This window comes from Streptosporangium sp. NPDC051023, assembly GCF_040689595.1.
Lineage (GTDB): Bacteria > Actinomycetota > Actinomycetes > Streptosporangiales > Streptosporangiaceae > Streptosporangium.
On sequence record NZ_JBFBCE010000020.1, the window covers coordinates 1 to 24,347 of the forward strand.

Consider the following 24,347-nt stretch of genomic DNA (forward strand, 5'->3'; position numbering starts at 1 on the left):
CCGGTGCCGATTTCCAGCGCCCTGTCCCCCTCGCTGATCCCGGCGGCTTCCAGCATCAGCACGATCAACCCCGGGAAGGTGCGTGACCGCCGTCGACCACTGACCCGTCTACCGAGTGAAAATGTCGCCGAGCAGGCCGAGGGGCGGGGAGCCAAGGTCGAGCATGGCCGTATGGAAGCGTTTGAGAGTGAATCCCGCGCCCCACTCGGCCCTGGCCCGGTAACGCAGGTCGAGGATCTCCAGCTTTCCCCAGGTGTAACGGCCGTAGGTCGGGTCGAAGGTGGCCCGCGCCGCCTCGGACAGCGCCGCGGGACCTGCGAGGTGGGTGTCGGCCTCGAATCGGCGGGCGCCCTCCTGGACGGTCATCGCGCCGGTGTGGACACCGATGGCGCAGGCCAGCCGGGTCACCCGGATCAGTGCCTCAAGCCAGACCCCGATCTCGAAGCGCGGGTCCTCGGGCGCGAAACCCTCCTCGACGCAGAGCTCTTCCGCGTAGTGCGCCCAGCCCTCGGCGAACGCCAGCGACATCAGCGTCCTGCGCACCGGTGAGGGGGCATGGCGCAGGGCGCGGCCGTGGGAGAAGTGGCCGGGGGCGACCTCGTGCACGTTGATCGCCGGGAGTGTGGTCTCGCTGAACATCTCCAGCCACTCCTCGGCATCGCGCTCGGGCCAGGAGGGGTCGGGCGGGGTCACGTGGTACCACGAAGGGCCCTCGGGCTCCCCGGGCGCGGCCCAGCTCATCATCGCCGTGGCCCACCTGCGCGACTCGGGCGCGATCCCGACCAGGCACTCGCCGTCGTGGTAGGGGACCAGGTCCTTCTCACGGGTGAACGCGATCGCCCGCTCGGTGCCCGCCCTGGCGGCCTCGATCACACCGTCGGCTCCCGGGTGATCCTTGACCAGCTCGCGGGCAAGCTCCAGCGGGGACCGGCCCTCCAGGCCGAGACGGTCGCAGGAGTCGGCCAGTCTGGCCAGCAGCCGGTCGCGCTCGGCGTCGGCACGCTCGGCGAGCGCGCCGAGATCGACCGTGAGACCGTCGCCCGCTCCCATCAGCCTGGCCAGCCCCGCCGCCCCGAGGGAGGCATCGGGGTCACCGGAGCGCGAGGCCTCCTCGACGTGCTCCACCAGGCGGGCGTGGGCCTTCAGCGCCGTCTCGCGCACGGACTCCTCGGCGCCGGCGGGCACTCCGGCCGCCAGGCCGCGCACGGCGCCGAGCAGCGCGGTCGCGACGGGGGCGCTGAGCCGGTCGAGAGAGGCGATCGCCTGGTCGACGGCCTCCGGCCAGCGGGCGAGGTGGGCGTTCCTGGCCGCGCCCCGTTCCGCCTCCGGGGCGTACTCCCTGTCGTAGGTGGCCAGGTCGAGGCTCTCCAGGTGGAGAAGCGGGCTGCCGCGGTACAGCTCCAGCTCTCCGAACTGGACTCGCGCCGCCTCCTCGAAGATCTGCAGATGCGCCGCGTCGTGGGGGTCCTCGGGCAACGGTCCCTCGCCGAGCGCGGCCAGGCCCGCACGCACACCCTCCGGTGAGAGGTCCTGGATCAGGCCGTCGTACTCGTGCCTGCCTGCCATCTCCCGGGCCTGGGCAACGGCCAGATCGCACACCGCGCGCAGGCGGCTGTCGAGTTCGGTCATGAGCTTGACGCTATATCAGGACGGCCCAGCAGTGATCAGGATGAAAAGGCCAAGTGTCACCCGCTGATGCCCGCAGGACGTCCGGGGGCGTCAGCGGAAATCCCGGGGAAACGGATCACATCGAGGCCCGTCACGGCCCGGGCGGGAACTCCCGACGCCCTCACCGCACCCACGGCGCTCACGGCACCCGGAACTCCTGCGGCTCCACCTCACGGATCCGGTCGAGCAGCGCCTCAAGCGTCTTGTCGTCCGTCGCGGGGGCCATCACGGTGACGCGCAGGTGGCGGACACCGCCGATCTCGGCGGAGGTCAGGTGGAAGGCGCCGTCCTCCGTCAGCCGCTCCCTGATGCGGGCCTGGTCGCCGGCGCCGTACCGGAAGCAGACGATGTTGCTCTCCGGCTCGTACGGCAGGTCGAAGCCGGGCCGCTCCCCGGCCAGCTCCCACAGACGGTGAGCCGTGGCGTACCGCCGCGCGACGTGCTCGCCCAGGCCGCGCTCTCCCCGCCAGGCCAGGTTGAGGAAGACCTTCAGCCCCAGCTCGGCCTTGCTGCACTCGACAGTCCTGCCGATCGAGTCGAACCCCTGGTCACCGTAGAACAGGTAGCTCGCCCGCTGCCGGAAGGCCGTGTCCAGGTCGCCCTCGCGCCTGGTCAGCACGGCCGCCACCAGGCTGGAGGTCCGCAGCATCTTGTGCGCGTCCCAGGTGAGCGAGTCGGCCAGCTCGATCCCGTCGAGCAGGTGCCGGTACCCGTCCGCGAGCAGCGCCGAGGCCCCGTGGGCGCCGTCCACGTGGAACCAGACGCCGTTGGCCGCGCAGAACTCGCCGATCCCCCGCAGGTCGTCGTAGAGCCCGGTGCCCGTCGCGCACGCCGCGGCGACCAGGGCCATCGGCCGCCGTCCCGCCCGCCGTACCCGGTCCAGGGCGGCGGGCAGCCGCGTGACGTCGATCCGGCCGAGAGGGTCGGCGTCCAGCGGCATGACCGCCCGCTCTCCCAGGCCGAGGATCGCGGCGGCGCGGGTGAGCGAGTAGTGCGCCGACTCGGGCGCGAGCAGCGCGAGATCGCCGGGGACCCCTTCGGCCCACGCGTCCGGTACGGCCGCCGCCCGCGCGGCCAGCAGAGCCGTGAGGTTGGCCAGCGACCCTCCGTGGGTGAGCACGCCCCCGCCCGCCTCGCCGTACCCGGCCCGCTCCAGCATCCAGCGCACGACCTCGAACTCGACGGTCGCGGCGGCGGCGCCCATCTCGTAGACCGCCATCGGGTTGTTCGCGGCACCGTGCACGAAGTCGGCGAGCGCGGCGGGGAAGTCGGGCGCGGCGATCTGGTGGCCGAGGTAGCCGGGGTGATGGAACCTGGTGCCCTCGTCGAGGTAGGTCGCCAGGAACTCCGCGTACGTCTCCTGGGTCATCCCGCCCTCGCGGATCCACCGCGCGAGCCCGAGCCGCTCGGCCAGCTCGCCCGGCGGGCGTCGCCCGACGACGGGAGACAGCCCCCGCTGGCTGCCGTCCACGTAGGCGGCCAGCCGCTCGACGGTCACGCCCGCGGCGCTCACGAACTCCTCAACGTTCCAGATCACACCCGGGATACTGGACGAATCCCCGACAAATCTCCACTTTCGCGGGATGGGGCGCCCGCATTCGCCGCGGTCAGCGCGATGTCGCCGACGAGGTGGGGACGGGCGACCGGGCGGCCTTGACCCCGGCGTAGCTGTAGGTCCGGACGTAGTCGATCAGGAACGTCGACGGCAGGTAGGCGTCGTTCGGCTGCCCGAGGTGACCCTCCAGGCTCAGCACCATGTGCCGCGCCATGTTGACGTACGCCGGGTCCGGCGCGGCCACGTCCCAGCCGAGCTGGCCGTCGGCGTAGAAGCGCAGCCTGCCGTTCCTGCGCTCCAGGCCGTACACGTGGTAGCCGGTGCTGGTGTCCGTGACCCCGAAGTCGGAGCGCTTGTCACCGTCGACCAGGTGAGACTTGTCCGAGTACGGCCAGACCCACCGGTGCAGGGTGGACACCAGCCGGCGGTAGCTGAACGTCTCGTGAATGTCGATCTCGGGGTTCGGGTTGTTCTGCACCGACAGCGGGGAGGACTGCAGCCAGATGGCGCTGAGCACGTTCGCCCGGGAGTCGAGGACCTTGGCGCGCACCTCCACGTAGCTGTTACCGGGCACGTCGAACCTCGACTCGACGGCTCCGAAGGTGTACGGAGAGCCGTTGTAGGCCTCCTTCTTGGCGGTGAGCACCAGGTTGCCGCCGGCCACGCTCACGTTCGCATCGGTGAACGCCCCCACGCCCGACTTGGCGTACCACAGGCCCGTCTTCCACTTGGCGGTGTCGAGGGCGGAGCCGGCGAACTCGTCGCTGGCCGCGCCGACGAGCTGCCGCTGCGCGACGAGCTTCGGCCTCACCGGGTCAGCGGCGGCGACCCCCGCGACGGCCGTGAGGACGACCACTCCCGCTCCCGCCCCCGCGAGAAGCACACGTCGCCGGTGATTGTGCCGCTTGTCCATGTTGTGTCCGTTTTCCCCGTACGGCCGATGCGGCCTTCGTGATCTTGACTGGGACAGCAGCGTAGCGATCGATCAACACCAAACCGGAACCACTTCAACAATCCTCTACGGAAGGCCCCATAAACGGCACGCACGTTGCGGCGACCATGTGGACAGGCATGAAGCCGCTCTGCCTCCACCCGCTTGCGACGAACCCGGTCCGAAATGATGATCCCGGCCTATATGGTCCCGGCATGAACTCCACGTAGATCGTGTTCCGGCTGACACCGAGGATCTTGGCGATGGTGGTCACGCTACTGGCCGGGGCTGCGCAGCATGTCGCGGGCCGCGCGGATCAGGCCCTCGTTGACGACGGTGGGCGTCCGCCGGGCACGGGTTCCAGCACGAAAATGGGGATCACACGGTCGGTTTTCTCCTGATATTCAGCGTACGGCGGATACGCGGCGACCGCGCGCTCCCACCACTCGGCCCTCTCGTTCCCGGCGATCTCACGGGCCGTCATGTCCTGGCGTACGGACCCGTCCTGGAGCTCCACGTGCGGGTCGGACGTGACGTTGAAGTACCAGACCGGGTGACGCGGGAAGCCGCCCTTCGAGGCCACGGCTGCGTACTGCCCCTCATGCTCCACGCGCATCAGCGGGATCTTACGGATCTTGCCGCTCTTCGCGCCGCGCGTCGTGAGAATGACGACGGGCAGGCCCGTGTCCCAGAGCGTCGTCCCCTGCGTGCCGCCCGAACTCTCATACAGCTCGACCTGTTCGCGCACCCACTGCGCCGGACTCGGCTCGTACTCGCCCTCAAGAGACATCGCGCTCACCCCATCGTCGCGCACGGATTATGTTACGCAGTTCAACACAAGCCTCGCGCGAAGGCGAGACCATCGTTCCCGCTCTATGGAATAGGCGACACCTGATTACGCGAGGTCGCCAATATGACGCCCCGGTGACGCCGAGCATGACACCGGACGACCGATTCATGCGTTTCGGGCCCGACTTCCGAGCGCGGGCCCCAGTCGGTGCCATCCGTACTCGGCTTTGCTCCGAAGAACGAGGAGAGTTCGCCAACCGACAGTTGAAGGAGACTCGCATGCGTACCACCGTCAGGTTCGTCATCATGCTCGCCGTAGCGCTGATCACCGTCGCGGCCGCGCAGGTCGCGGCCTCTGCCGCGACGGCCATCGAGTACGGCCTCATCCCCTAGTAGTGCCTTGCCGGGTCCGCTTGTTGTGACTGTGTGATGGTTTCTCCGGGGGTGACCCCCGAACAACTCACGCATACCCGGCAATGGCTGGAAACCTTCGCCACTGAGGTGTTCACCCCTTTGGCCCGCTCGGATCAGCGGGCCAAAGGCCTGGCCTACCTGCGCGGCCTGCTGCTCGACGGCTGCCGCACATCTATATGGAATATGTCGTCCGGGTACCCGCGCCGCCGCTCGACCGGTTCATCGGCCGCGGCCGCCGTCGAGCGTTTCCTGGCGTCCCGCACCGCGACCACCACCTGTGTCGGCTACGCCGAGCCCCTCGCCCGCCTGACCACCGTGACCGGGCCTGCCACCCTACGATCGGGGATCATGCGAATCGACCTGTTCACGATCGTCGTGGACGACTACGACCCGGCCATCGAGTTCTTCGTCGGCATCCTGGGCTTCGAGCTGGCCGAGGACTCGCCGTCCCTGACGAACGACGGCCGTCCGAAACGGTGGGTCGTCGTCCGCCCGCCGGGTGCCGAAACGGGCATCCTCCTCGCCCGCGCAGACGGGGAGCATCAGGCGACGGCGATCGGGAACCAGGTCGCCGGGCGGGTGGGGTTCTTCCTGCGGGTGGACGACTTCGACGCCGCTTACCGGCGGATGACGGCCGCGGGTGTCGAGTTCGTGACCTCGCCGCGCGCGGAGCCGTACGGGTGGGTCGCCGTGTTCCTCGACATCGCCGGCAACCGCTGGGATCTGCTCGGCTCGGTCTGACCGGCGGGATCACGTCCCGGATGGACCGGCCGCGGGGCCCGGCGTCCTCATCGGATTCTCAGCTCACCACCAGAGGCGTCTCATAAGGCGGGCCGATTGTCGATGACAGATCCGATGATCCGCATCGACCTAAGGACCGCCATGAACCGCACCAAGCGTCTTGCCGTCATCGCCGGGATCAGCACCGCCGTGGCCGGTGGGCTCCTCGCCCCAATGGTGGCCTGGGCCGACCCGACGCCCACCCCCTCGTCGAGCACCTCCAGCGACCCCGGCGCCCCGACCAACGCCCCGTCTGTCGACGGGCGGCACGGCCGGCACGGCGGCGACCAGGCCGCTCGGGGCCAGCTGGCCGCCAAGCTCGCCGAGCTGCTCGGCGTCGACGCGCAGAAGGTCTCCACGGCCCTGCAGGAGATCCGTACGGCCGAGGGCGGCGACCGGTCGTCCGGGAACGGGCAGCGGGGCGAGCAGGGCGACCGGCAACAGCTCGCCCAGGCCTTGGCCGCCAAGCTCGGCATCACCGTCGACAAGGTCACCGCGGCCCTGGACACGCTGCGCCAGCAACGGTCCGCCGAGGCCGAGTCGGCCCTGAGCGAGCGGCTCAAGACGGCCGTCTCCGCAGGCACTCTCACCCAGGCCGAGGCCGACGCCGTTCTCAAGGCGCAGCGCGCGGGCCTGCTCGGCGGCGGACCGCGAGATGGCCACAGAGGCCCCGGCGACACCGACAACAGCACCGGCACCGGCACCGGCACCGACCAGAACTCCGGCCAGGGCTCCTGACCCGTTCCCTTGGCCGGAGCACCGTCTGTTCCGGCCAAGGGCTGACACCACGATGCCGAACACTCCCCTCACCCCCGATCGGCGCGATCCTCCGATCCGCCCCCTCATCAGACAGTCAAAGAGTGAAAGCCGCTGTCCGCGACGCATCGTAGGACGATCTACACCAGCGGCGGTGGGTAACGATGGATCTCCGCCCGATGTCCCGTAGAGCCGGCGAACTTGGCATCATCGGTCAGCAGCGGCACTCCCAGCAGTTCGGCGAGGGCCACATACATGCCGTCATAGGCGGCGAGATTGTTCCGCAGCGCCAGCACCCGCACCTGCAGAGGAAGCATCGGATGTCGGACGATCTTGAGCTGGGCGTAACGTTCCAGCATGATCTGGGCCCGCGCCTCGGAGATGCGGACTTCCGGCTTACTGGTGATCACATGCCCGCGCACCACCGAGGCGATCTCCACATCGATCAACGCCGGGGCGTGCACCTTACGGGCCAACCGCTGCCGAAGAAGGTCGTCGCCTTTCACGTTGGCCAGTAGCCGGAAAACGATCGAGGCGTCCACCACCAGGCTCACCGGCGCCCCTCGCGCATCGTCTCGCGAACGAAGTCAGGGTCATACGGCACCGGCTCGTCAGCGGCGATCCTGGCCATCACCTCGTCCATCGTCGGGGTGTTCGCCTCCTCGTTCAGCAGGTCACGCACATAAGCCGTCAGCGATTTGCCTTCGCGCTCGGCCCGCGCTTTCAGCGTCCGCTCGGTCTCGTCGGAGACGTCCCTGATCTGAATGGTTCCCATACCATCACCATAGCATGCAATTTGCATGCATCCATGCATGCACTTATGCGCGAACAGAGAACCACGGCAACGCCTTCTCCCCTCCTCAGGGATGCCTCCGAGATCCTCCTCGGGGATGTCTCCGAGATGCCGACACCGCGATCGGCTCACTCACCCGGTATCCGGACGCGCAGGGCCTGGACGAACCAGTCGAACACCGGCGCCAGGCTTTCCGGGGCGGGCCAGTCGTTGATCACCGCGAGCAGCCGGAGGTACCGCTCCCTACGGGGGTCGTTCACGGTCTCCAGCCAGTCCAGCAGCCGACGCCGAAGGCCGACGTCGTCGGGGCAACCGAAGACGTGCGCGTACTGTGCCGTGACCGCCGCGACGATCGGATCGGCCTGAGGCGAGGCCGGGGCGATGCCGCCCGCCAGGGCCGGACCTACCTGGTCACGGACCATCGCGACGGAGTCGCGGCGAGGGACCGTGGTGTCGCTCTGGGTCCGTTCGGCCGCGTACCGCTCGGCCATGCGCCGTACGCCGACGCGAAAATCCGGGTCCTGGGACAGCCCCGCCAGTTCCACCGGGCGAGCCACCGAGGCACACCGCTCCGCCGGGCGGCGTCCGGCGGAGCGGTGGTCGTTCGAACGTGGTGATGTCACCGGCGGACGGGAACCGGCCGCGCCGGGTGATGTCCTACTGACAGGTCTTCGTGTCCACCGAGCAGTGCTTGACCTCGGGGTATCGTGCCGAGGGCCCGTCCAGCAGGGGTTGCCGCTCGCCCCGCAGGTGCAGGTCGAAGAAGGCGTGGACGTACTGGCCGGTGATCTCCAGAGAGCGGGCCCCGGAGATCTCGGCGCCATGGGGCACGCCGAGCTGGTCCGCCAGCAGCGGGAGGTCGGTGAAGGACGCGTGCGCCGCCCCTGCCACCACGAGCCAGCGCTTCCAGCCGGTCAGGAGCTTCCAGTCACGGTCCCACGACGTGTCGCCTCCTCCCGGGCTGTGGCGTTCCTGATTACCCAGGAACATGAACGGCCGTGCCAGCCCGCTCTGGGGGATGGGGGCGTGCGTGGTGCCGTCCGCGTTGATCCCGGCGCGTATCCGGTCGTCCTTCAGCATGGCCGCGACAGAGCTCGCGCCCCCGATGGACTGACCCGACATCCCGATCCTGGACCGATCGATCAGGGAGGCGCCCTTCCACTTCGAGTGTGGCCCGGTCAGCTCGTCGAGCACGAAGGAGACGTCGGCCGCCCTGCCGTCCACCGCCTTCTCGTGGAAGCCCTCCTGATCGTCGACCTCGCACGCGGCACAGGGGGCGACCCGCCCGTCGGGGAAGCTCGTGCCCCGGCTCTCGTAGGTGTGGTCGATTCCGGCCACCACGTAGCCCCTGCTCGCCAACTCCTCCGCGAGGCCCGTGAGCGTCTTGCGGGATCTGGTGAAACCCGGAGAGAGAACCACCAGGGGCAGGCTGTGCTTGCGGCCCGCCGGTTTCGCGTCGAGGAAGGCGTTGGTCCGTGTCTTGCTGAGGATGTCGAGCGGCAGGTTGGTGATCCCCTCCCCCTTGAGCAGAGCCTCCGACTCCTGCGGCGTCATGTACGGAGCCCGCCGCCCGCCCGGTGACTTCGCCGGGTACCACAGGGAGACCATCAGCTCCCTGGCTTTCACGGTCGGGACCCAGGGATCGGGGCGGGAGGTGTCTTTCAGGTACAGGAACGTGGCGCCGACCGGGTGGGAACCGGTCGGCGCGGGCAGGGACGCCGCGCCGGTCGGCGTGGCCGGCGCGGGCGGCACAGGCGGCACGAGCGTCGGGGAGGCGGAGGAAGCAGACGTGGGAGCGGGAGAGGGTACGGCGGAGGCGGAGGAAGCAGGCGTGGGTGTGGGAGCGGCGGACGCGGGGGAGGCGGATGCGGCGAGGGCGAGCAGGCCGACGGCGGCGGCCAGGGCGCCTCGGAGGATCGGGCCGCGCACTCTCGGTCTTCCCCCGCCGGGGCGCGTCGCCCCGCCGTTCCCTGAGGCGGAAGGCGGTGCGACGGCGGCGCCGTACCGCTCGACTGTGTTTTCCCGTTCGGTCACACGGTTCATGAAATGTCCGTCCTTTTCAGCCGAGACGGCCGCCCTGGCGGAAGGCACCCGTGAACGGCCCGATGGCGGGAACGAAGGTAGGCTCCGCCGGCCCCCGTGCGCGTCGGCCGTCGCGTCGACATCGGGTACCCCCGGGGAATGATCCGGCCCGGTGTCATCCCCGCGATGTACTTCCCGGGAACCAGGCCGTGGTCTTCACGGCGGATGTGGCCGAAGCGGGCAGAGGCGACAATGTGCAGGTGGCGGCATATGGACGACGACTATGGCGACGGTACGTGCGGGACGCGCTGCGCCCGGCAGGGGAACCCGTCAGACCGTCTCGCCGAGCACTCGCCGCCGACGTGCTGCTGGCGGTCGCGCTGACCGTCCTCGCGGTGGTCGCGGCGGCGAACTTCCCCGGCGGAGACCACGGCGACGTCAAGAGGCCGGACTTCCTGCTCGACGCCCTGCAACTGCGGCACGTCGTGTCCGTGGACAGCAACGCCCGGCCGCCCATCCAGGTCCTGCCTTTTTCGCCCGGGCCCCTCGGCACCGACCTGTTCTCCGACCCCACGCCCGTCCTCGTCGGCTCCCGGACCTACGAGCCGTCCCTGTTCCTGGTGATGCTGACGGCGTTGCCGCTGGCGGCCAGACGCCATTATCCGCTCGCCGTCTTCTGGACGGTGCTGGCCGCGGCGCTGGCCACGCGCGAGGGCGCGACCTGGATCACCGTGCTGGCCTGCGCCGTCGCGGCCTACAGCGCCGTCGCCCACAGCCGCAACCGGGTGCCCGCGCTGGCCGGTCTCGTGCTCGCGGCCGTACTGGCCGGGGCGGCCTTCCGGGACGTCGCCCCGCAGTTGCCGAGCTGGCTGGGCCCCTTCGTCGTGCTGCTCGGCGCCGGGGTCGCCGCGAGTCTCGTCCACTTCTGGCAGCAGCGGCTCAGGGCGAGCCGGCGTCGACTCACCGAACTGCAGCGGGCCCAGGAGGACGCAACGCGCAGGGCCGTCGAGGCGGAGCGCGCCCGGATCGCCGGGGAGTTGCATGACGTGGTGACCCACAATGTGAGCGTGATGGTGATCCAGGCCGGCGCGGCGCGCAAGGTGTTGGAGGCGGAGCCGAAGCTGTCGGAGGAGGCTCTGCTCGCGATCGAGGCCAGCGGCCGGGCCGCCATGGCCGAGCTTCGCCACGTCATGGGCCTGCTCGCGGGCCCGGACGGCGGACGCCCCGTCGGCGCGGACGACGAGCTCGAACCACAACCCGGTCTCGACCGGCTCGACGCCCTGGTTGAGCGGGTCCGGGCCGCCGGAACGCCGGTGAGCGTCGCGCTGTCACCTCCACCTGGTCCGCTGCCCGCCGGGGTCGACCTGGCCGCCTACCGTGTCGTGCAGGAGGCCCTGACCAACACGATCAAGCACGCGTCCGGCGCCGCGGCGTCCGTCACGATCGGCCACGACGGCGACTGGCTGGAGATCGAGGTCACCGACACCGGCGGAGCGCGGGACACCGTCCCGTCGCGCACCGGCAACGGTCGGGGGCTGAGCGGCAACGGTCGGGGGCTGATCGGACTGCGCGAGCGGCTGGCCGTCTACGGCGGGAGCCTGGACGCCGGGCCGGAAAGCGGCGGATACCGACTCACAGCCCGCCTCCCGTGGACGACCGCGTGAACCGGCCGTCCCCCGTCCTCCCCCGGACGACCGCGTGGACCGGCCACCGCCCGCCCTCCCGCCGGACGACCCCGTGAGCGGGCCGCTGCGCGTCGTCATCGCCGACGACCAGGCCCTGGTACGCACCGGATTCCGGATGATCCTCACCGCCGACGGCATCGAGGTCGCGGCCGAGGCGGCCGACGGAGCCGAGGCGGTCGCCGCCGTCCGGCGCACCAGGCCCGACGTCGTGCTCATGGACATCCGGATGCCACGGATGGACGGCCTCGAAGCCACCCGGCGGATCCTGACCGGCGGCGCGGAGGAGACCCGCGTCCTCATCCTGACCACCTACGATCTCGACCAGTACGTCTACACCGCCCTCACCACGGGTGCCAGCGGCTTCCTGCTCAAGGACGTCACGCCCGAGCACCTGGTGGCCGCGATACGGCTGGTGCGCTCCGGCGACGCCCTGCTCGCCCCGAGCATCACCCGTCGCCTGGTCGAGCGTTTCGCCCGCCGCGACGAGGCGAAGGCCACCCCGCACCGCGATCTGTCCGAGCTGACGCCCCGAGAGCTGGAGGTGCTGCGCCTGCTCGCCACCGGCCTGAGCAACGCCGAACTCGCCGACCGGCTGACCCTCAGCCCGACGACGGTGAAGACCCACGTCACGCGCATCCTGTCCAAGCTCGGCCTCCGTGATCGTGTCCAGGCCGTCGTACTGGCCTACGAGACCGGCCTGATCTCCCCCGGCGGTTCCGGATGACCCTGCAGCGGGGGCCCAGAGGATAGGTGTCCTCCCACGAGACGGTGCAGTCGGGGCTCTCCCCGCTCGAACGATCCGTGCTTTTCTCGGACGCCCCGAGCCTTCCCGGCGGCACCAGAACGATCTTGTTCCGGAACCGGACGGATGAAAGGCTGGCGGAATGCAGCTGAAGGGAAAAGCAGCGGTCGTGACCGGCGGGTCACGGGGCATCGGCAGGGCGATCGTGGAACGGCTGGCGCGGGACGGCGCCGAGGTGGTGTTCAACTACGCCTCCAGTACGGCGGCCGCGGCCGAAATCACCGCGACGGCCGAGGGGACGTATGGGATCAGGCTCGACCTGGCCGAGCCGGGGGCCGCCGAACGGCTGATGGAAATCGCCGAGGAACGTCTGGGCGGGCTCGACATCCTGGTGAACAACGCCGCGGCGAGCTTCCGGGTCGCATCCATCGCCGACACCGACGAGGCCGTGTTCGACGACGTGATGAGGGTCAACGCCAAGACGACCTTCCTGACGATGCGGTACGCGGCCCGGCGCATGCGTGACGACGGCCGCATCGTCAACATCTCGACGGTCAACACGGTCCGTCCCGCGCCGGGCAACGCGCCCTACGCCGCCAGCAAGGGGGCGATCGAGCAGCTGACCGCCGTGGCGGCCAGGGAGCTCGGGTCGCGCGGCATCACGGTCAACACGGTCTCGCCCGGGGCAACCGACACCGACCTGCTGCGCGGCACCAACCCGGCCGAGGCCCTGGAGCGGGTCGCCTCCGTCACCGCGCTCGGCAGGCTCGGCACGCCCGCCGACATCGCCGACGTGGTCGCCTTTCTGGTCGGACCCGATGGACGTTGGATGACCGGCCAGAACCTCCGGGCGACCGGCGGCCTGGCCTGAGGCCCGTTCCCCAGGGGGCCGACGCCGTCTGTCACGGATGTGGATACGCAACTAAGACATTGATTGCACCGTAAATACCTGAAATACCGGATGCACCACCGCCTTCCCGGGAATCGCCATCAAGACCGGCTGACAGACCGGCCGGGCAGGAGGCCAAATGGTCACGACCGACCTCGTGGACGAAAGTGGGTCAAGGGAGGGACCCCGTGGATTCCCACAGCCCCTCCCTCGGCCCCGATCAGCTAGTCATCGCCAGGAGGCGTGGGCATCGGCAGGTAGACCCGTCCTCCGCCGCGCACGAACTCCTCGGCCTTCTCCCGCATCCCGGCCGTCAGCGCCTCACCGTCCGACAGGCCGTTCCTCTCGGCGTAGGCGCGCACGTCCTGGGTGATCCGCATGGAGCAGAAGTGCGGCCCGCACATCGAGCAGAAGTGCGCGGTCTTCGCCGGGGCGGCGGGGAGGGTCTCGTCGTGGAAGGAGCGCGCGGTTTCCGGGTCGAGGGAGAGGTTGAACTGGTCCTCCCAGCGGAACTCGAAGCGGGCCTCCGACAGCGCGTCGTCCCACGCCTGGGCTCCGGGGTGTCCCTTGGCCAGGTCGGCCGCGTGTGCCGCGATCTTGTAGGCGATCACGCCCGCCTTGACGTCGTCGCGGTCGGGCAGGCCCAGGTGCTCCTTCGGCGTGACGTAACACAGCATGGCGGTGCCGTACCAGCCGATCATCGCGGCGCCGATGGCCGAGGTGATGTGGTCGTAGCCGGGCGCGACGTCGGTGGTCAGCGGGCCGAGCGTGTAGAACGGCGCCTCTGAGCACAGCTCCATCTGCAGGTCGACGTTCTCCTTGATCTTGTTCATCGGCACGTGGCCCGGCCCCTCGATCATGACCTGGCAGTCGTGCTCCCAGGCGACCTTCGTCAGCTCTCCCAGGGTCCGCAGCTCGGCGAGCTGGGCCTCGTCGTTGGCGTCGTGAATGGAGCCGGGGCGCAGCCCGTCACCGAGGGAGAAGGTCACGTCGTAGGCGGCGAGGATCTCGCATAGTTCCGCGAAGTTCGTGTAGATGAAGTTCTCCGCGTGGTGGGCCAGGCACCAGGCCGCGAGGATCGAGCCGCCCCGCGAGACGATGCCGGTCTTGCGGCGGGCGGTCAGCGGCACGTAGGCCAGCAGCACCCCGGCGTGCACCGTCATGTAGTCGACGCCCTGCTCGCACTGCTCGATCACCGTGTCGCGGAAGACCTCCCACGACAGCGCCTCCGGCCTGCCGCCGACCTTCTCCAGCGCCTGGTAGATGGGCACGGTGCCGACCGGGACCGGGGAGTTGCGCAGAATCCACTCGCGGGTCTCGTGGATCCGCTTTCCGGTCGACAGGTCCATGATGGTGTCGGCACCCCAGCGGGTGGCCCAACGCATCTTGTCGACCTCCTCCTCGATCGAGGACGCGACGGCCGAGTTGCCGATGTTGGCGTTGATCTTCACGAGGAAGTTGCGGCCGATGATCATCGGCTCGCTCTCCGGGTGGTTCACGTTGGCGGGCAGTACGGCTCGGCCACGGGCCAGCTCGTCGCGGACGAACTCCGGCGCGACCCCCTCGCGCAGCGCGACGAACTCCATCTCCGGCGTGATCTCTCCGCGCCGGGCACGGGCCAGCTGCGTGATGCCCGTGGAAGCGGAAACGGCGGAGTTCCCGACCAGCGTCCCGCCGCAGGAACCCGTCCCGCCGCAGGAGGCCGCCTCATCGGGGGAAGCCACCTCGTCGGGGTGACGCCACGCCGCCCTCAGTGGCGGCAGGCCCTTCTTCGAGTCGGCGGTGTAGGCGGGGTCGGTGTACGGGCCCGAGGTGTCGTAGAGGACGACGGTGGACCCGTTGGTCAGCGGAATCTCACGCATCGGCACGCGGATGTCCGGGCGCGAACCGATGAGATACGTCTTGCGGGCAGGCGAAACCGCACCTTGGGCAGGCGAAACCATAAGAAAACTACTCCCTACGCCGGCATTACCCGGTCAGGTTCATGCGGTCGGCAGCGGCGATAGCTGCCCTCTCAGCCCGGTTGCCCCGAGCTCCCGCTTTGGCTTACGTGCCGACCTGGGATCACCCCAGTTCGCGCCCCAATGATGCATTATTTGTCCGCGTTCGGCTACTGGCCGCCAGACGCGGACACGATCGGCTAAAGGAGTCGCTGATTCCCTACCGAGGTGTTCTCAGTGAGAGATTGTGAAGCGGCGTGCTCAGCGCGCTCCTGGGTTGTCTGCCAATCGCACGACGGCGGTACCGGCCTGGGACTCGCCGAACCCCCAGCCTGCGACAAGGGAGCAGCCGACCGCTTCCAGGAGATCGCTCCACGGCCAGTGGTCGGTGCCGTAGTAGAAGCCGCCCTCGCTGCGCGCGTCGTCCTCGGTGCGGCAGAGCATGCGGAGATGGTCGCGGAGCGCGGGATGCGTGACCGCGCTCAGCCTTTCCTCCCAGGGCTCGTCGGCGGAGAAGGCGTCATCCATGTCGTGAATCGACACCAGGTGTCCGGGGCCACGCTCGGTGAACGTGGCGGCCCGCATCGCATCGGTGAGCGTGCCATCGGTGGCGACGCGCAGCAGCACGGTCAGCCAGCCGTTCAGTTTCCCGGATTCCTCGCTGGTCAGGTCGATGCCATGGCGGTCCAGGAGCGGTCCCAACTCCGCGCCGTGCACCAGCGCTTCACCGGCTTCATCGACCGAGGAGACGGTCCGCAGGTCGGCGACGAAGGTGTCGTCGAACGGCCGGGGGCCCTTGTGTCCGCCGTCGCCCCACGCTCCCGTTCCTGCCAGGAGTTCGGCGTCGAAGCGGAACAGCGACTCGCTCAGGCTGAACTGCCATGCCCAAGGAGAGAAGGGGTATTCACCGTCCGGATCCGGAAGGTGCCTCGGCTCCCGACCTGACAGCGCGTCAGGGGTGGCCCAGGGATTCGGGAACAGGAACTCGTCGAGGGGGTCCGAGGCGTAATACACCCCGTATCCGGCGGCGGGGTCGACGGTCGGCTTTCCGCCGAGCAGTATCTCGAAGGCGCCAGCCAGCGCGGCACTCCACCCGCTGAGGTCAGTCGCCGGGGCCGTCTCGGGTGTCACGATGAGCACTCCTTCATGTCGTCGCGTGGGTTGACGCAGGTATCGGCCGCCATTGGCATTTCCCGGGGCCAATGGCGAAGTCCGCCGCAAAGGCGGACGTGATACTTCCAGACTCGTTGCTTATCGGCATCGGTAAAACCACGCAACACGGATCCCCAGTCCGAAAACACCCATTTAGCAGGTTCGCAGCCAGGCTACTGCTGTACTTCGTAGCTGTACGGACGCCAAAGGGACCCATCGCCACAACCCCCGGGCATGAGGTAGTGGGGCCCGTGGTTCTCCGGGCCCGGACGCCTCATGGCCTACTTCAGGTGGAGTCGTTTCATGGTCTTGAGCAGCACCGCGAGGGTGTCGGCGTACTTGTCGTAGGTCATGCCAAGGATCGGCTCGAAGCCGAGCCAGGAGGCCTGGCTGGCGACGGTCTGCACCTCGGTGTACTTCAGCAGGCCCTCGTCCCCGTGGCGGCGGCCGAGCCCGGAGGACTTCATGCCGCCCATGGGCGCGTCGTAGGAGGTGTAGGCCGAGCCGTACCCCTCGTTGATGTTGACCGTTCCCGCCTTGATGCGGGTGGCCAGCGCGCGTCCCCTGGCCAGGTCCCGGGTCCAGACGGAGGCGTTGAGGCCGTAGACGGTGTCGTTGGCCTTCTCAACCGCGTCGTCGTCGTCGTGGAAGCGATAGACGGAGACGACGGGGCCGAAGGTCTCGTCGCGGCACAGGGCCATGCTCTCGTCCACATCGGCCAGGATCGTGGGCTCGTAGAACAGCGGGCCGACGTCGGGACGCGCCTTCCCGCCGGTCAGGACCCTGGCCCCCTTGGCGACGGCATCGTCCACGTGGGCGCCGACCGCGTCGAGCTGGCGCTGGGAGGTGAGCGAGCCCATTTGCACGCTCCAGTCGAACCCGGAGCCGAGCTTCATGTTTCGGGTCTGGCGGACGAACCGGTCGACGAACGCGTCGTACACGCTGTCGTGGACGTAGAGCCGCTCAATGGAGATGCACAGCTGCCCGGCGCTGGTGAAGCAGGCGCGCAGCGCGCCCTGGGCGGCCGCGTCAAGATCGGCGTCGTCGAGCACGACCATCGGGTTCTTGCCGCCGAGTTCGAGGGAGCAGCCGATCAGCCGCGAGGCGGCCGCCTCTGCGATCTTCCTGCCGCCTTTGGTCGAGCCGGTGAACGCCACATAGTCGGCCTCGTCGATCAGCGGCTCGCCAACCTCGGCCGGGTCGCCGAGAACGACCTGCCAGATGCCGCTGGGCATCCCGAGGGAGACCAGCAGGTCGATCGTCCAGAGCGTGGACAGCGCGGTCTGGGTGTCGGGCTTGTGGACCACGGCGTTGCCCGCGAGCAGGGCGGGGATGACGTCGGGCGCTCCGAGGGAGAGCGGGTAGTTCCACGGGGAGATCAGCGCCACGACGCCCTTGGGCTGACGCGCCTCGAACACCCTGGTCGCCAGGGGGAAGATGCCCGCCCTGCGCCGGGGCGCGAGGAGGCCGGGGGCGCGCCGTACGAAGTGGAGCGTGCAGCCCGCGACGTCGAGGACCTCCTCGAAGGCGTGCTTGCGGGCCTTGCCGGTCTCCCACTGGACCACGTCGAGGATCTCCTCGCGCCGGTCGATGATGGCGTCGTACATGCGCAGAAAAGGCTTGATCCGCTCGTGCACGGGCAGCGCCGCCCACGCCCGCTGTGCCTCGCGGGCCTTGGCGTACGCGGCGCGGACGTCCTCAGCCGTCGAGACGGGAAGCTCGGTGAGGGTCTCTCCGGTGAACGGCGCGGTGATCTCCTGCGTCCTGCCGCCGGAGGTCACCTGCCGAACGACACGTTCGATCATGGCCGGATCGAGTGTCCGGTTTGCTCCAAGAGTCACAGCCATACTCGAAGAATATTCCGGGCGATCGTCGTTGACTACCAGGCGGTAACGGGGTGAACCGGACGCGATTTCGATCCGTGGTAGGTGGCATGAGGACATCCATTCGTACGGCCGGCGCAGTCACCCTCGCCGCCGCTTTACTCGCCACGGGGTGCAGTTCCACGGAGACAGTGGGCGGCGCGAGCCGTACGACACCGGTTGTGGACCTGGGGAAGGTCAAGCTGGTCTCCTACAGCGGCTGTGACGACATGCTGACCGGGCTGCGGGCGGCGGCGGTCAAGAACGTCGGTCCGTGGGGGCTCGGGGCTTCGCCGATCATGTACGCCGAGGCACGCTCGGACGTCGTTTCGCCCCAGGCCAAGTCATCGGTGGGGTCGGGACAGTCACAGGAGCACTCGACCACGAACACGCACGAGGCCGGGGTCGACGAGCCCGACCTGGTGAAGACCGACGGCAACCGGGTGATCACGGTGAGCCGCGGCGTGCTGCGGGTGATCGACGCCGCGACCAGGAAGGTCACCGGCTCGCTCAGGCTGGTGGACTCCGAGCAGTGGTGGGCCCCCGCCGACCTGCTGCTCAGCGGGGACAGGGCGCTGGTGCTCTTCTCCGGCGGCGGGATCGTGCCCTACGGCGCGATGGTCAAGCGGGCGGCGAGCCCGGGACCGCGCTACGTGCTCGTCGACCTGTCCGGGGCGCCGAAGGTGATCGGCTCGCTCACCCCGAACGGCTCCCACGTCGACGCCAGGATGGTCGGCTCGACGGTGCGGATCGTGGTCCGCAGCCAGCCCGAGATCCCCTTCCCCGACCTGGGCCCCGGCGACTTCTCGGACAAGGAACGGACCGCGCGGAACGCGGAGATCGTGAAGAAGGCGCCGCTCAAGGCGTGGCTGCCGACGTTCGAGACGACGGACGCCAAGGGCGTGACCTCGACGGGCTCGGTCAAGTGTGAGCAGGTCAGCCACCCCGACGACTACACCGGCACCTCGATGCTGACCGTGCACACCCTGGACCTGTCCCAGGGGATCACCGACAGCGCGCCGATCAGCATCGCGGCCGACGGCGACACGGTCTACGGCACCGGCTCCAGCCTGTACGTGGCCAGCAACCCGCGCTGGTGGTGGTGGCCCAGGCCGATCGACGACACGGTTTCGAACACGGTCACCGAGACCGCGACGCCCGCGAGCACGGAGCAGACCCCGCAGGAGACGCCGAAGCCCAGCGGCACCGGGCAGGCCCCGCAGGTCGAGCCGACGCCGACGGAACCGCCCGCAGTCGTGCCGTCGTCTGACTCCTCGACCTCCCCCTCGTCGCCCGACCCCGCGACGACCTCCCCCGCTCCGACGACGACATCCGCGACGCTCGAGCCCCCCTCGGCGCCCCCGCAGCCGCCCGAGGAGACCGAGGTCCACCGGTTCGACATCAGCGCGCCCGGCACGCCTCGCTACGTCGCCTCGGGGAAGGTGTCCGGCAGATTGCTCAACCAGTACTCCCTGTCGGAGTACGAGGGCAACCTGCGGATCGCCACCACCTCGACCTCGCCCGACGGGCGGAACAGTTCGAGCGCCGTCTACGTCCTCAAGGGCGACACGATGGCCAAGGTCGGCGAGATCGGCGGCCTGGGCAACGGCGAGCGGATCTACTCGGTCCGGTTCATTGGCCCGGCGGGCTACGTGGTGACCTTCAAGCAGGTCGACCCGCTCTACACGCTCGACCTGAGCGACCCCGCCGCCCCGAAGAAGAGTGGCGAACTGAAGATCACCGGTTACTCCGCCTACCTCCATCCGGCGGGCGACGGGCGGCTGATCGGCATCGGCCAGGAGGCGAGTGAGAAGGGCCGCACGCTCGGCACCCAGGTCTCGCTCTTCGACGTGAGCGACCCGGCCAACCCGCGCCGCCTGTCGCAGATGTTCCAGAAGAACTCCGGCTCTGAGGCCGAGTGGGACCCGCACGCCTTCCTCTACTGGGCCAAGACCGGTATGGCGGTCCTGCCGCTGAACACCTGGGACGGCACGGCGGGGACCGAGGGTTCCGCGCTGGTTCTGAAGATCGACGACTCCTCCGTCACCAAGACGGGGACCGTCGTCCACCCGGCGCCGAAGCCCGTGAAGGACACCCGCATGGCCATGTCCGACCCGAGCATCCGCCGCTCGCTCGTCATCGGCGACAGCCTCTGGACGGTCTCCGAGCAGGGTCTGAAGGTCAGTGACATGAACGGCCTCGCCGACCAGGCCTGGATCCCGTTCGACTGATCCCCCATGCCCCGGAGCCCGCGGACACGCAGGTTCCGGGGCACTCCATTACACGGACATATCGACCTTTACAAGATCTTGTCAGGCTACTTGAGTAAGTGTTACCTCTTGCGCAACACACGTGCCCAACGTGTGGCATGGCCAACGACGGCCATCTCTGCGCAGGAGGATCGGTGTCGACCAAACCCTGGTTACGCATCACCGTCATCGCGGCCGCGACAGCGGCACTCGCACTTCCCCTCCCGGGACTCGCCCAGGCACAGCCCGGCGGGCAACCCCCCAAGGCACACGACTTCCAGGCCGAGGAGCACGAGAAGCCCGACCTGGACAACCGGCGGGGCAGCGTCCCTCCCCCCGCCCTGCTCGCCAAGGCCGCGAACGCGGCGACGATCCGATGGAACAGCCTGGGCACCCCCGCGGTCGTCACCGGCGCCGACACCGGTGCGGAGAGCGGTGTAGCGCCCCTCGCCGAGGGCCTGGGCTCCGACCCGGAACAGGCCGCCCGCGCCTACCTCAAGGCCAACGAACCCCTCTTCGGCCTGTCGGCTGAGGCCGTCGACGCCCTGGAGAAGGTCGCGGTCAACCCCGTCGGGGAGGGCCACGCCGTACTGCTGCGGCAGAGGTTCGGTGACCTGCCCGCGGGCGTCGACGGGCAGGTCGCGATCGGCGTGGCGAACGGCAAGGTCCTGCACGTCACCTCGACCCTCTCCCGGTCGAGCGCCCCGCCGCCCGCCGCCAAGATCACCGCACAGCAGGCGCTGGAGATCGCGGCCAGGGACGGCGGCATCGACCTCGCCACGGCGAGCGTGAAGAAGGTGACCCAGGTCGCCGTGCCCGCGCCCGACGGCACGCACAACGCCTTCCAGATCACCCTGATCGGCGGTGGCGGTGGCGAGGCCGCCGCGTACACCACCCACGTGGACGCGGTCAGCGGCGGGATCCTGACCCGTGAGAACCTGGTCGACCACGACTTCCAGCCGGACAACCCGCGGTGGAAGGGCTTCACCGCCAACCCGCCCGGCGACTACTCCTCGACCGACACCCGCGCGACCTGGTGCCTCAAGCCTGGCCCCGGCTGCGACCAGGCCCCCGTCGGCGACGCCGCGACCGGCAAGGCGTGGGACGTGGACCACGCCACGGACACCCCGAGCGGATCCAGCGTCGGCAACTCCGCCAAGACCTTCGAGAACCGCGCGAGCGGCGACCCGTACACCGTCGGCACCCGCGGCAACGTGCTGACGCCCAGCCGCGAGTACGCCTACCCGTGGACCAACAAGTGGTACACGGCCAAGTGCGCCCCGGCCACGTTCGACCAGCCAGGCGAGGCCGACCTCGAGGCGGCGATCGCCAACCTGCACGTCATGCACAACCGGATGCACGACTGGTCCTACCGTCTCGGCTTCACCGAGACCGCATGGAACATGCAGAACGACAACGGCACCCGAGGCGGCCTCGGCGCCGACCCCGAGCAGGGCAATGCCCAGGCGGGCGCGAGAGACCTCACCGTGCGGGACAACGCCAACCAGATCACCGGCCCCGACGGGGTCGCGCCGATCACCAACATGTACCTCTGGCAGCCGCTCGCGGGCGCGTTCTACGCGCCGTGCGTCGACGGCGACTACGACATGTCGGTGATCGGGCACGAGTACACCCACGCGATCTCCGGCCGCATGGTCGGCGGTCCCGACGCCGGGTGGAGCGGGGCCCAGGCGGGTGCCATGAACGAGAGCACCTCCGACCTGTTCGCCATGGAGTACCTCTTCGAGAACGGCTTCCGCCCCGCGGGCGACACGCCGTACGTCACCGGCGGCTACGTCACCGGCGACAAGAAGTCCGGCATCCGCAACTACGACATGTCGGCCTCCCCGCTGAACTACAGCGACATCGCCTACGACCTGGTCGGCCAGCAGGTCCACGCCGACGGCGAGATCTGGACGGCCACCCAGTACGACGTGCGCAAGGCCTTCATCGACAGGTACGGCAAGGGCACCCCCGCCCAGCAGCGGGCGTGCGCCGACGGCAGGATCCCGATCGGCAAGTGTCCCGGCAACCGCCGCTGGGCGCAGGTCTCCTTCGACGCGCTGCTGCTGATGGCCTCCGGCGCGGTCAGCTACGTCGACCACCGCGACGCGCTGCTGGCGGCCGACGCCATCCGCTTCGGAGGCAAGGACAAGGACATCATGTGGCGGGCGTTCGCCGAGCACGGCCTCGGCGAGGGCGCGGCGAGCAAGGACGCCAACGACCCCGACCCGACGCCGAGCTTCGTCAACCCCGCAGGCAAGAACGGCGAGGTGCAACTGAAGCCGCTGTTCGACACCGAGGACGCGGCACTACGGCTCTACGTCGGCGACTACGAGGGCCGCGCCGTACCGGTGGCCGACACCGACCCCGCGACCGCTCTCGGCGACACCGCCGAGCTGACCCCGGGCACCTACGGCTTCCTGGTCGTCGGCAACGGCTTCGGGCACACCCGGCTCGAGCTCACGGTACGGCCCGGCGGGAAGCTGACGCTGCCGCTGGCGCTGCCGAAGAACCACGCTTCCGCCGCCCTGGGCGCGACGGCCTCGGGCGACGGCGTCAACCAGGCCAAGCTGATCGACGAGACGGAGGCGACCGACTGGGCCTCGCTCACCGGACCGGTCAAGGGCAGGTCCGTCACCGTCGACCTGGCCGGGACCGAACCGGTCTCGATCCGCAGGGTCCAGGTCAGCGCCCTGCTCAGGCCGAACATCAACGACCCCGCCGACCCCGGCACCCAGAACCGCTTCACCGCCCTGCGCTCCTTCGAGGTCCTGGCCTGCGACGCGACCAAGAAGGACTGCTCCTCCCCCGCGTCGTACTCGGTCGTCTACACCAGCCCCGCCGACGCCTTCCAGACCCGCCTTCCGCGCCCCCGCGGCGCCGACCTGATCATCAAGTCCTTCAGGATCCCCACGACCAAGGCGACCCACCTGACCCTGCGGGCCCTGTCGACCCAGTGCACCGGCAACCCGCTCTACGCCGGTGAGCAGGACAACGACCCCAACTCCTCGACCGACTGCGCCACCGCGAGCGCGTTCAAGGACCAGCTGAGGGCGGCTGAGTTCCAGGCGTTCTCGCGCTAGTCATCGCGGCTGTGTTGATGGCGACGCCTGGCGGCGTCGCGGGCTGTGCTTATTTGCGACACCTTCGGCGTCGCGGGCTTGGGCGCCCCAGAGCCGGTGTCTTCCCTCGTCGCTCATCCGCTTCGCTTCTTCACTCCTCAGTCCGGACACCGGCGCGCCCAAGCCAAAACCCAGTCCCGGGAAGGGGGCATCCAGGCCGGTCCCGTCAGGGCTGGCCTGGGGCCTGATCCGGGAAGCACCTCCTGAATCCGCTTCGACGCGGGCCTCGGGTGCGGTGTTCTTCGCACCCGAGGCCCGCGTCGGCGCCCCGGCGATCGGTGTTCGAGGGACCTCTCACGGTGGGCCCCCGGTAGAGCGGCCGGTCCGGGGGTGACCGGCCTGGGGAAGGTTCGCCCTACCGGGGGAGCTTCGGGGTACCGGGACCGTGGTCGCCGGCGTTACGCGGCCGTCCGCCTTCGAGCGGCGATGACCTCGTACGCCGAAGGGGCTCGATCCGTCTGCGGAAGGGCCGCCCACACGAGACGTCCCCGCCCTCCGGCCAGAAGGCTGGTTCCCCACCGGCCCTCGCAGATGAGCGAGACCAGGTAAAGGCCCCGTCCTCCGTCGGCGTACACGTCTTGGTTCTCCTTGATCCGTGGTGCGCCGACGAGCGAACCGGGATCGTGGACCTCCACGATGAGGAGGTCCTTGGTGGTGGCGAGCCGAAGGCGTATCAGGGCTCCGGGGCGTCCCTTGTCGGCATGGACCACGGCATTGGCGACCAGTTCAGAAACGATCAGCAGAATGTCGTCCTTTGCGGAGTGGTCTCGACCGACGATGTCCAACGCCTTGGCTCTCGCGACCCCCACCGACGCGAGGGTGTTCTCCAGGAGAACCTCTCCCAGTAGCGTTTCTTCCCACGTGAAATGTCCGTTAATAATTGGTATCACCTCGCTCGTCCAGCCCGTCCAAAGGTAGTACGAAAATTCGTTTGGGCTGTGTGACAGAGCCAATGCCTCCGCCTTTCTTCCGGCGGGCTTTTCCGAGAGTGCCCT

At 69.4% G+C, this 24,347-nt stretch carries 19 protein-coding genes, 1 pseudogene and 1 riboswitch; of the genes and pseudogenes, 8 read left to right on the forward strand and 12 right to left on the reverse strand.

Annotated elements, in window-relative coordinates:
- Nucleotides 1–108: 108 nt before the first annotated feature.
- The 4 genes from AB0395_RS15420 to AB0395_RS15435 all read right to left on the reverse strand — a co-directional run bounded on the left by AB0395_RS15420 (nt 109) and on the right by AB0395_RS15435 (nt 4,944).
- On the reverse strand, nt 109–1,629 hold the full coding sequence (locus AB0395_RS15420) for a DUF885 family protein (protein ID WP_366280985.1): 1,521 nt from the start codon (nt 1,627–1,629) through the stop codon (nt 109–111).
- Between the two features lie 178 nt (nt 1,630–1,807).
- Nucleotides 1,808–3,205, reverse strand: a complete 1,398-nt coding sequence (locus AB0395_RS15425; RefSeq protein WP_366280987.1) for a pyridoxal-dependent decarboxylase — start codon at nt 3,203–3,205, stop codon at nt 1,808–1,810.
- A gap of 70 nt (nt 3,206–3,275) precedes the next feature.
- On the reverse strand, nt 3,276–4,136 hold the full coding sequence (locus AB0395_RS15430; protein WP_366280989.1) for a glycoside hydrolase family 16 protein: 861 nt from the start codon (nt 4,134–4,136) through the stop codon (nt 3,276–3,278).
- Nucleotides 4,137–4,470: 334 nt separating this feature from the next.
- A complete protein-coding gene (locus AB0395_RS15435; RefSeq protein WP_366280990.1) occupies nt 4,471–4,944 on the reverse strand; it encodes a nitroreductase family deazaflavin-dependent oxidoreductase in 474 nt (157 codons plus the stop codon).
- A gap of 443 nt (nt 4,945–5,387) precedes the next feature.
- On the opposite strand from AB0395_RS15435, the pseudogene AB0395_RS15440 reads away from it, so the two are divergent.
- From AB0395_RS15440 to AB0395_RS15450, 3 genes and pseudogenes are all read left to right on the forward strand, one after another.
- Nucleotides 5,388–5,546: pseudogene (locus AB0395_RS15440) on the forward strand (IS701 family transposase); the annotation flags it as partial.
- Between the two features lie 159 nt (nt 5,547–5,705).
- Entirely contained in the window at nt 5,706–6,098 is a 393-nt protein-coding gene (locus tag AB0395_RS15445) for a VOC family protein (protein WP_366281158.1), read from the forward strand.
- Between the two features lie 141 nt (nt 6,099–6,239).
- Nucleotides 6,240–6,875, forward strand: a complete 636-nt coding sequence (locus tag AB0395_RS15450) for a hypothetical protein (protein ID WP_366280991.1) — start codon at nt 6,240–6,242, stop codon at nt 6,873–6,875.
- A gap of 158 nt (nt 6,876–7,033) precedes the next feature.
- On the opposite strand, the gene AB0395_RS15455 is transcribed toward AB0395_RS15450, so the two are convergent.
- From AB0395_RS15455 to AB0395_RS15470, 4 genes are all read right to left on the reverse strand, one after another.
- A complete protein-coding gene (locus AB0395_RS15455) occupies nt 7,034–7,447 on the reverse strand; it encodes a type II toxin-antitoxin system VapC family toxin (protein WP_366280992.1) in 414 nt (137 codons plus the stop codon).
- A complete protein-coding gene (locus tag AB0395_RS15460) occupies nt 7,444–7,668 on the reverse strand; it encodes a hypothetical protein (RefSeq protein WP_366280993.1) in 225 nt (74 codons plus the stop codon). The genes AB0395_RS15455 and AB0395_RS15460 overlap by 4 nt, the downstream gene beginning before the upstream one ends.
- A 146-nt stretch (nt 7,669–7,814) precedes the next feature.
- Nucleotides 7,815–8,309 carry a hypothetical protein gene (locus AB0395_RS15465; RefSeq protein ID WP_366280995.1) on the reverse strand — a complete coding sequence of 165 codons (495 nt, stop codon included), beginning with the start codon at nt 8,307–8,309 and terminating at the stop codon, nt 7,815–7,817.
- Between the two features lie 34 nt (nt 8,310–8,343).
- Nucleotides 8,344–9,720: an alpha/beta hydrolase gene (locus tag AB0395_RS15470; RefSeq protein ID WP_366280997.1), complete on the reverse strand. Its 1,377-nt coding sequence runs from the start codon at nt 9,718–9,720 to the stop codon at nt 8,344–8,346.
- A 248-nt stretch (nt 9,721–9,968) separates the two neighbouring features.
- Here AB0395_RS15470 and AB0395_RS15475 point away from each other — a divergent pair, with 248 nt between their 5' ends.
- From AB0395_RS15475 to AB0395_RS15485, 3 genes are all read left to right on the forward strand, one after another.
- A complete protein-coding gene (locus AB0395_RS15475; RefSeq protein ID WP_366280999.1) occupies nt 9,969–11,372 on the forward strand; it encodes a histidine kinase in 1,404 nt (467 codons plus the stop codon).
- A gap of 34 nt (nt 11,373–11,406) precedes the next feature.
- On the forward strand, nt 11,407–12,117 hold the full coding sequence (locus tag AB0395_RS15480) for a response regulator transcription factor (RefSeq protein WP_366281001.1): 711 nt from the start codon (nt 11,407–11,409) through the stop codon (nt 12,115–12,117).
- Between the two features lie 160 nt (nt 12,118–12,277).
- Nucleotides 12,278–13,006: an SDR family oxidoreductase gene (locus AB0395_RS15485; protein ID WP_366281002.1), complete on the forward strand. Its 729-nt coding sequence runs from the start codon at nt 12,278–12,280 to the stop codon at nt 13,004–13,006.
- A gap of 242 nt (nt 13,007–13,248) precedes the next feature.
- On the opposite strand, the gene thiC is transcribed toward AB0395_RS15485, so the two are convergent.
- The 3 genes from thiC to AB0395_RS15500 all read right to left on the reverse strand — a co-directional run bounded on the left by thiC (nt 13,249) and on the right by AB0395_RS15500 (nt 17,963).
- Complete coding sequence (gene thiC / locus AB0395_RS15490) at nt 13,249–14,967, reverse strand: phosphomethylpyrimidine synthase ThiC (protein WP_366281003.1); 1,719 nt, start codon at nt 14,965–14,967, stop codon at nt 13,249–13,251.
- A riboswitch (TPP riboswitch) is annotated at nt 14,962–15,074 on the reverse strand. (Overlaps the previous gene by 6 nt.)
- A gap of 151 nt (nt 15,075–15,225) precedes the next feature.
- Nucleotides 15,226–16,095 (reverse strand): hypothetical protein, encoded by an 870-nt coding sequence (locus tag AB0395_RS15495; protein ID WP_366281004.1) that lies wholly within the window; start codon nt 16,093–16,095, stop codon nt 15,226–15,228.
- 302 nt (nt 16,096–16,397) lie between these two features.
- Nucleotides 16,398–17,963, reverse strand: a complete 1,566-nt coding sequence (locus AB0395_RS15500) for a succinic semialdehyde dehydrogenase (RefSeq protein WP_366281006.1) — start codon at nt 17,961–17,963, stop codon at nt 16,398–16,400.
- 86 nt (nt 17,964–18,049) lie between these two features.
- Between AB0395_RS15500 and AB0395_RS15505 the strand changes: the two genes are divergently transcribed.
- The gene (locus AB0395_RS15505) at nt 18,050–20,209 is read left to right on the forward strand and encodes a beta-propeller domain-containing protein (RefSeq protein WP_366281007.1); all 2,160 of its coding nucleotides are present in this window, start codon (nt 18,050–18,052) and stop codon (nt 20,207–20,209) included.
- A 173-nt stretch (nt 20,210–20,382) separates the two neighbouring features.
- Nucleotides 20,383–23,313, forward strand: a complete 2,931-nt coding sequence (locus tag AB0395_RS15510; RefSeq protein ID WP_366281008.1) for a M36 family metallopeptidase — start codon at nt 20,383–20,385, stop codon at nt 23,311–23,313.
- A 437-nt stretch (nt 23,314–23,750) separates the two neighbouring features.
- Here the strand turns inward: AB0395_RS15510 and AB0395_RS15515 are convergent, their stop codons facing one another.
- Nucleotides 23,751–24,161, reverse strand: coding sequence for an ATP-binding protein (locus AB0395_RS15515; RefSeq protein WP_366281009.1), 411 nt, complete (start codon nt 24,159–24,161; stop codon nt 23,751–23,753).
- Nucleotides 24,162–24,347: the final 186 nt, after the last annotated feature.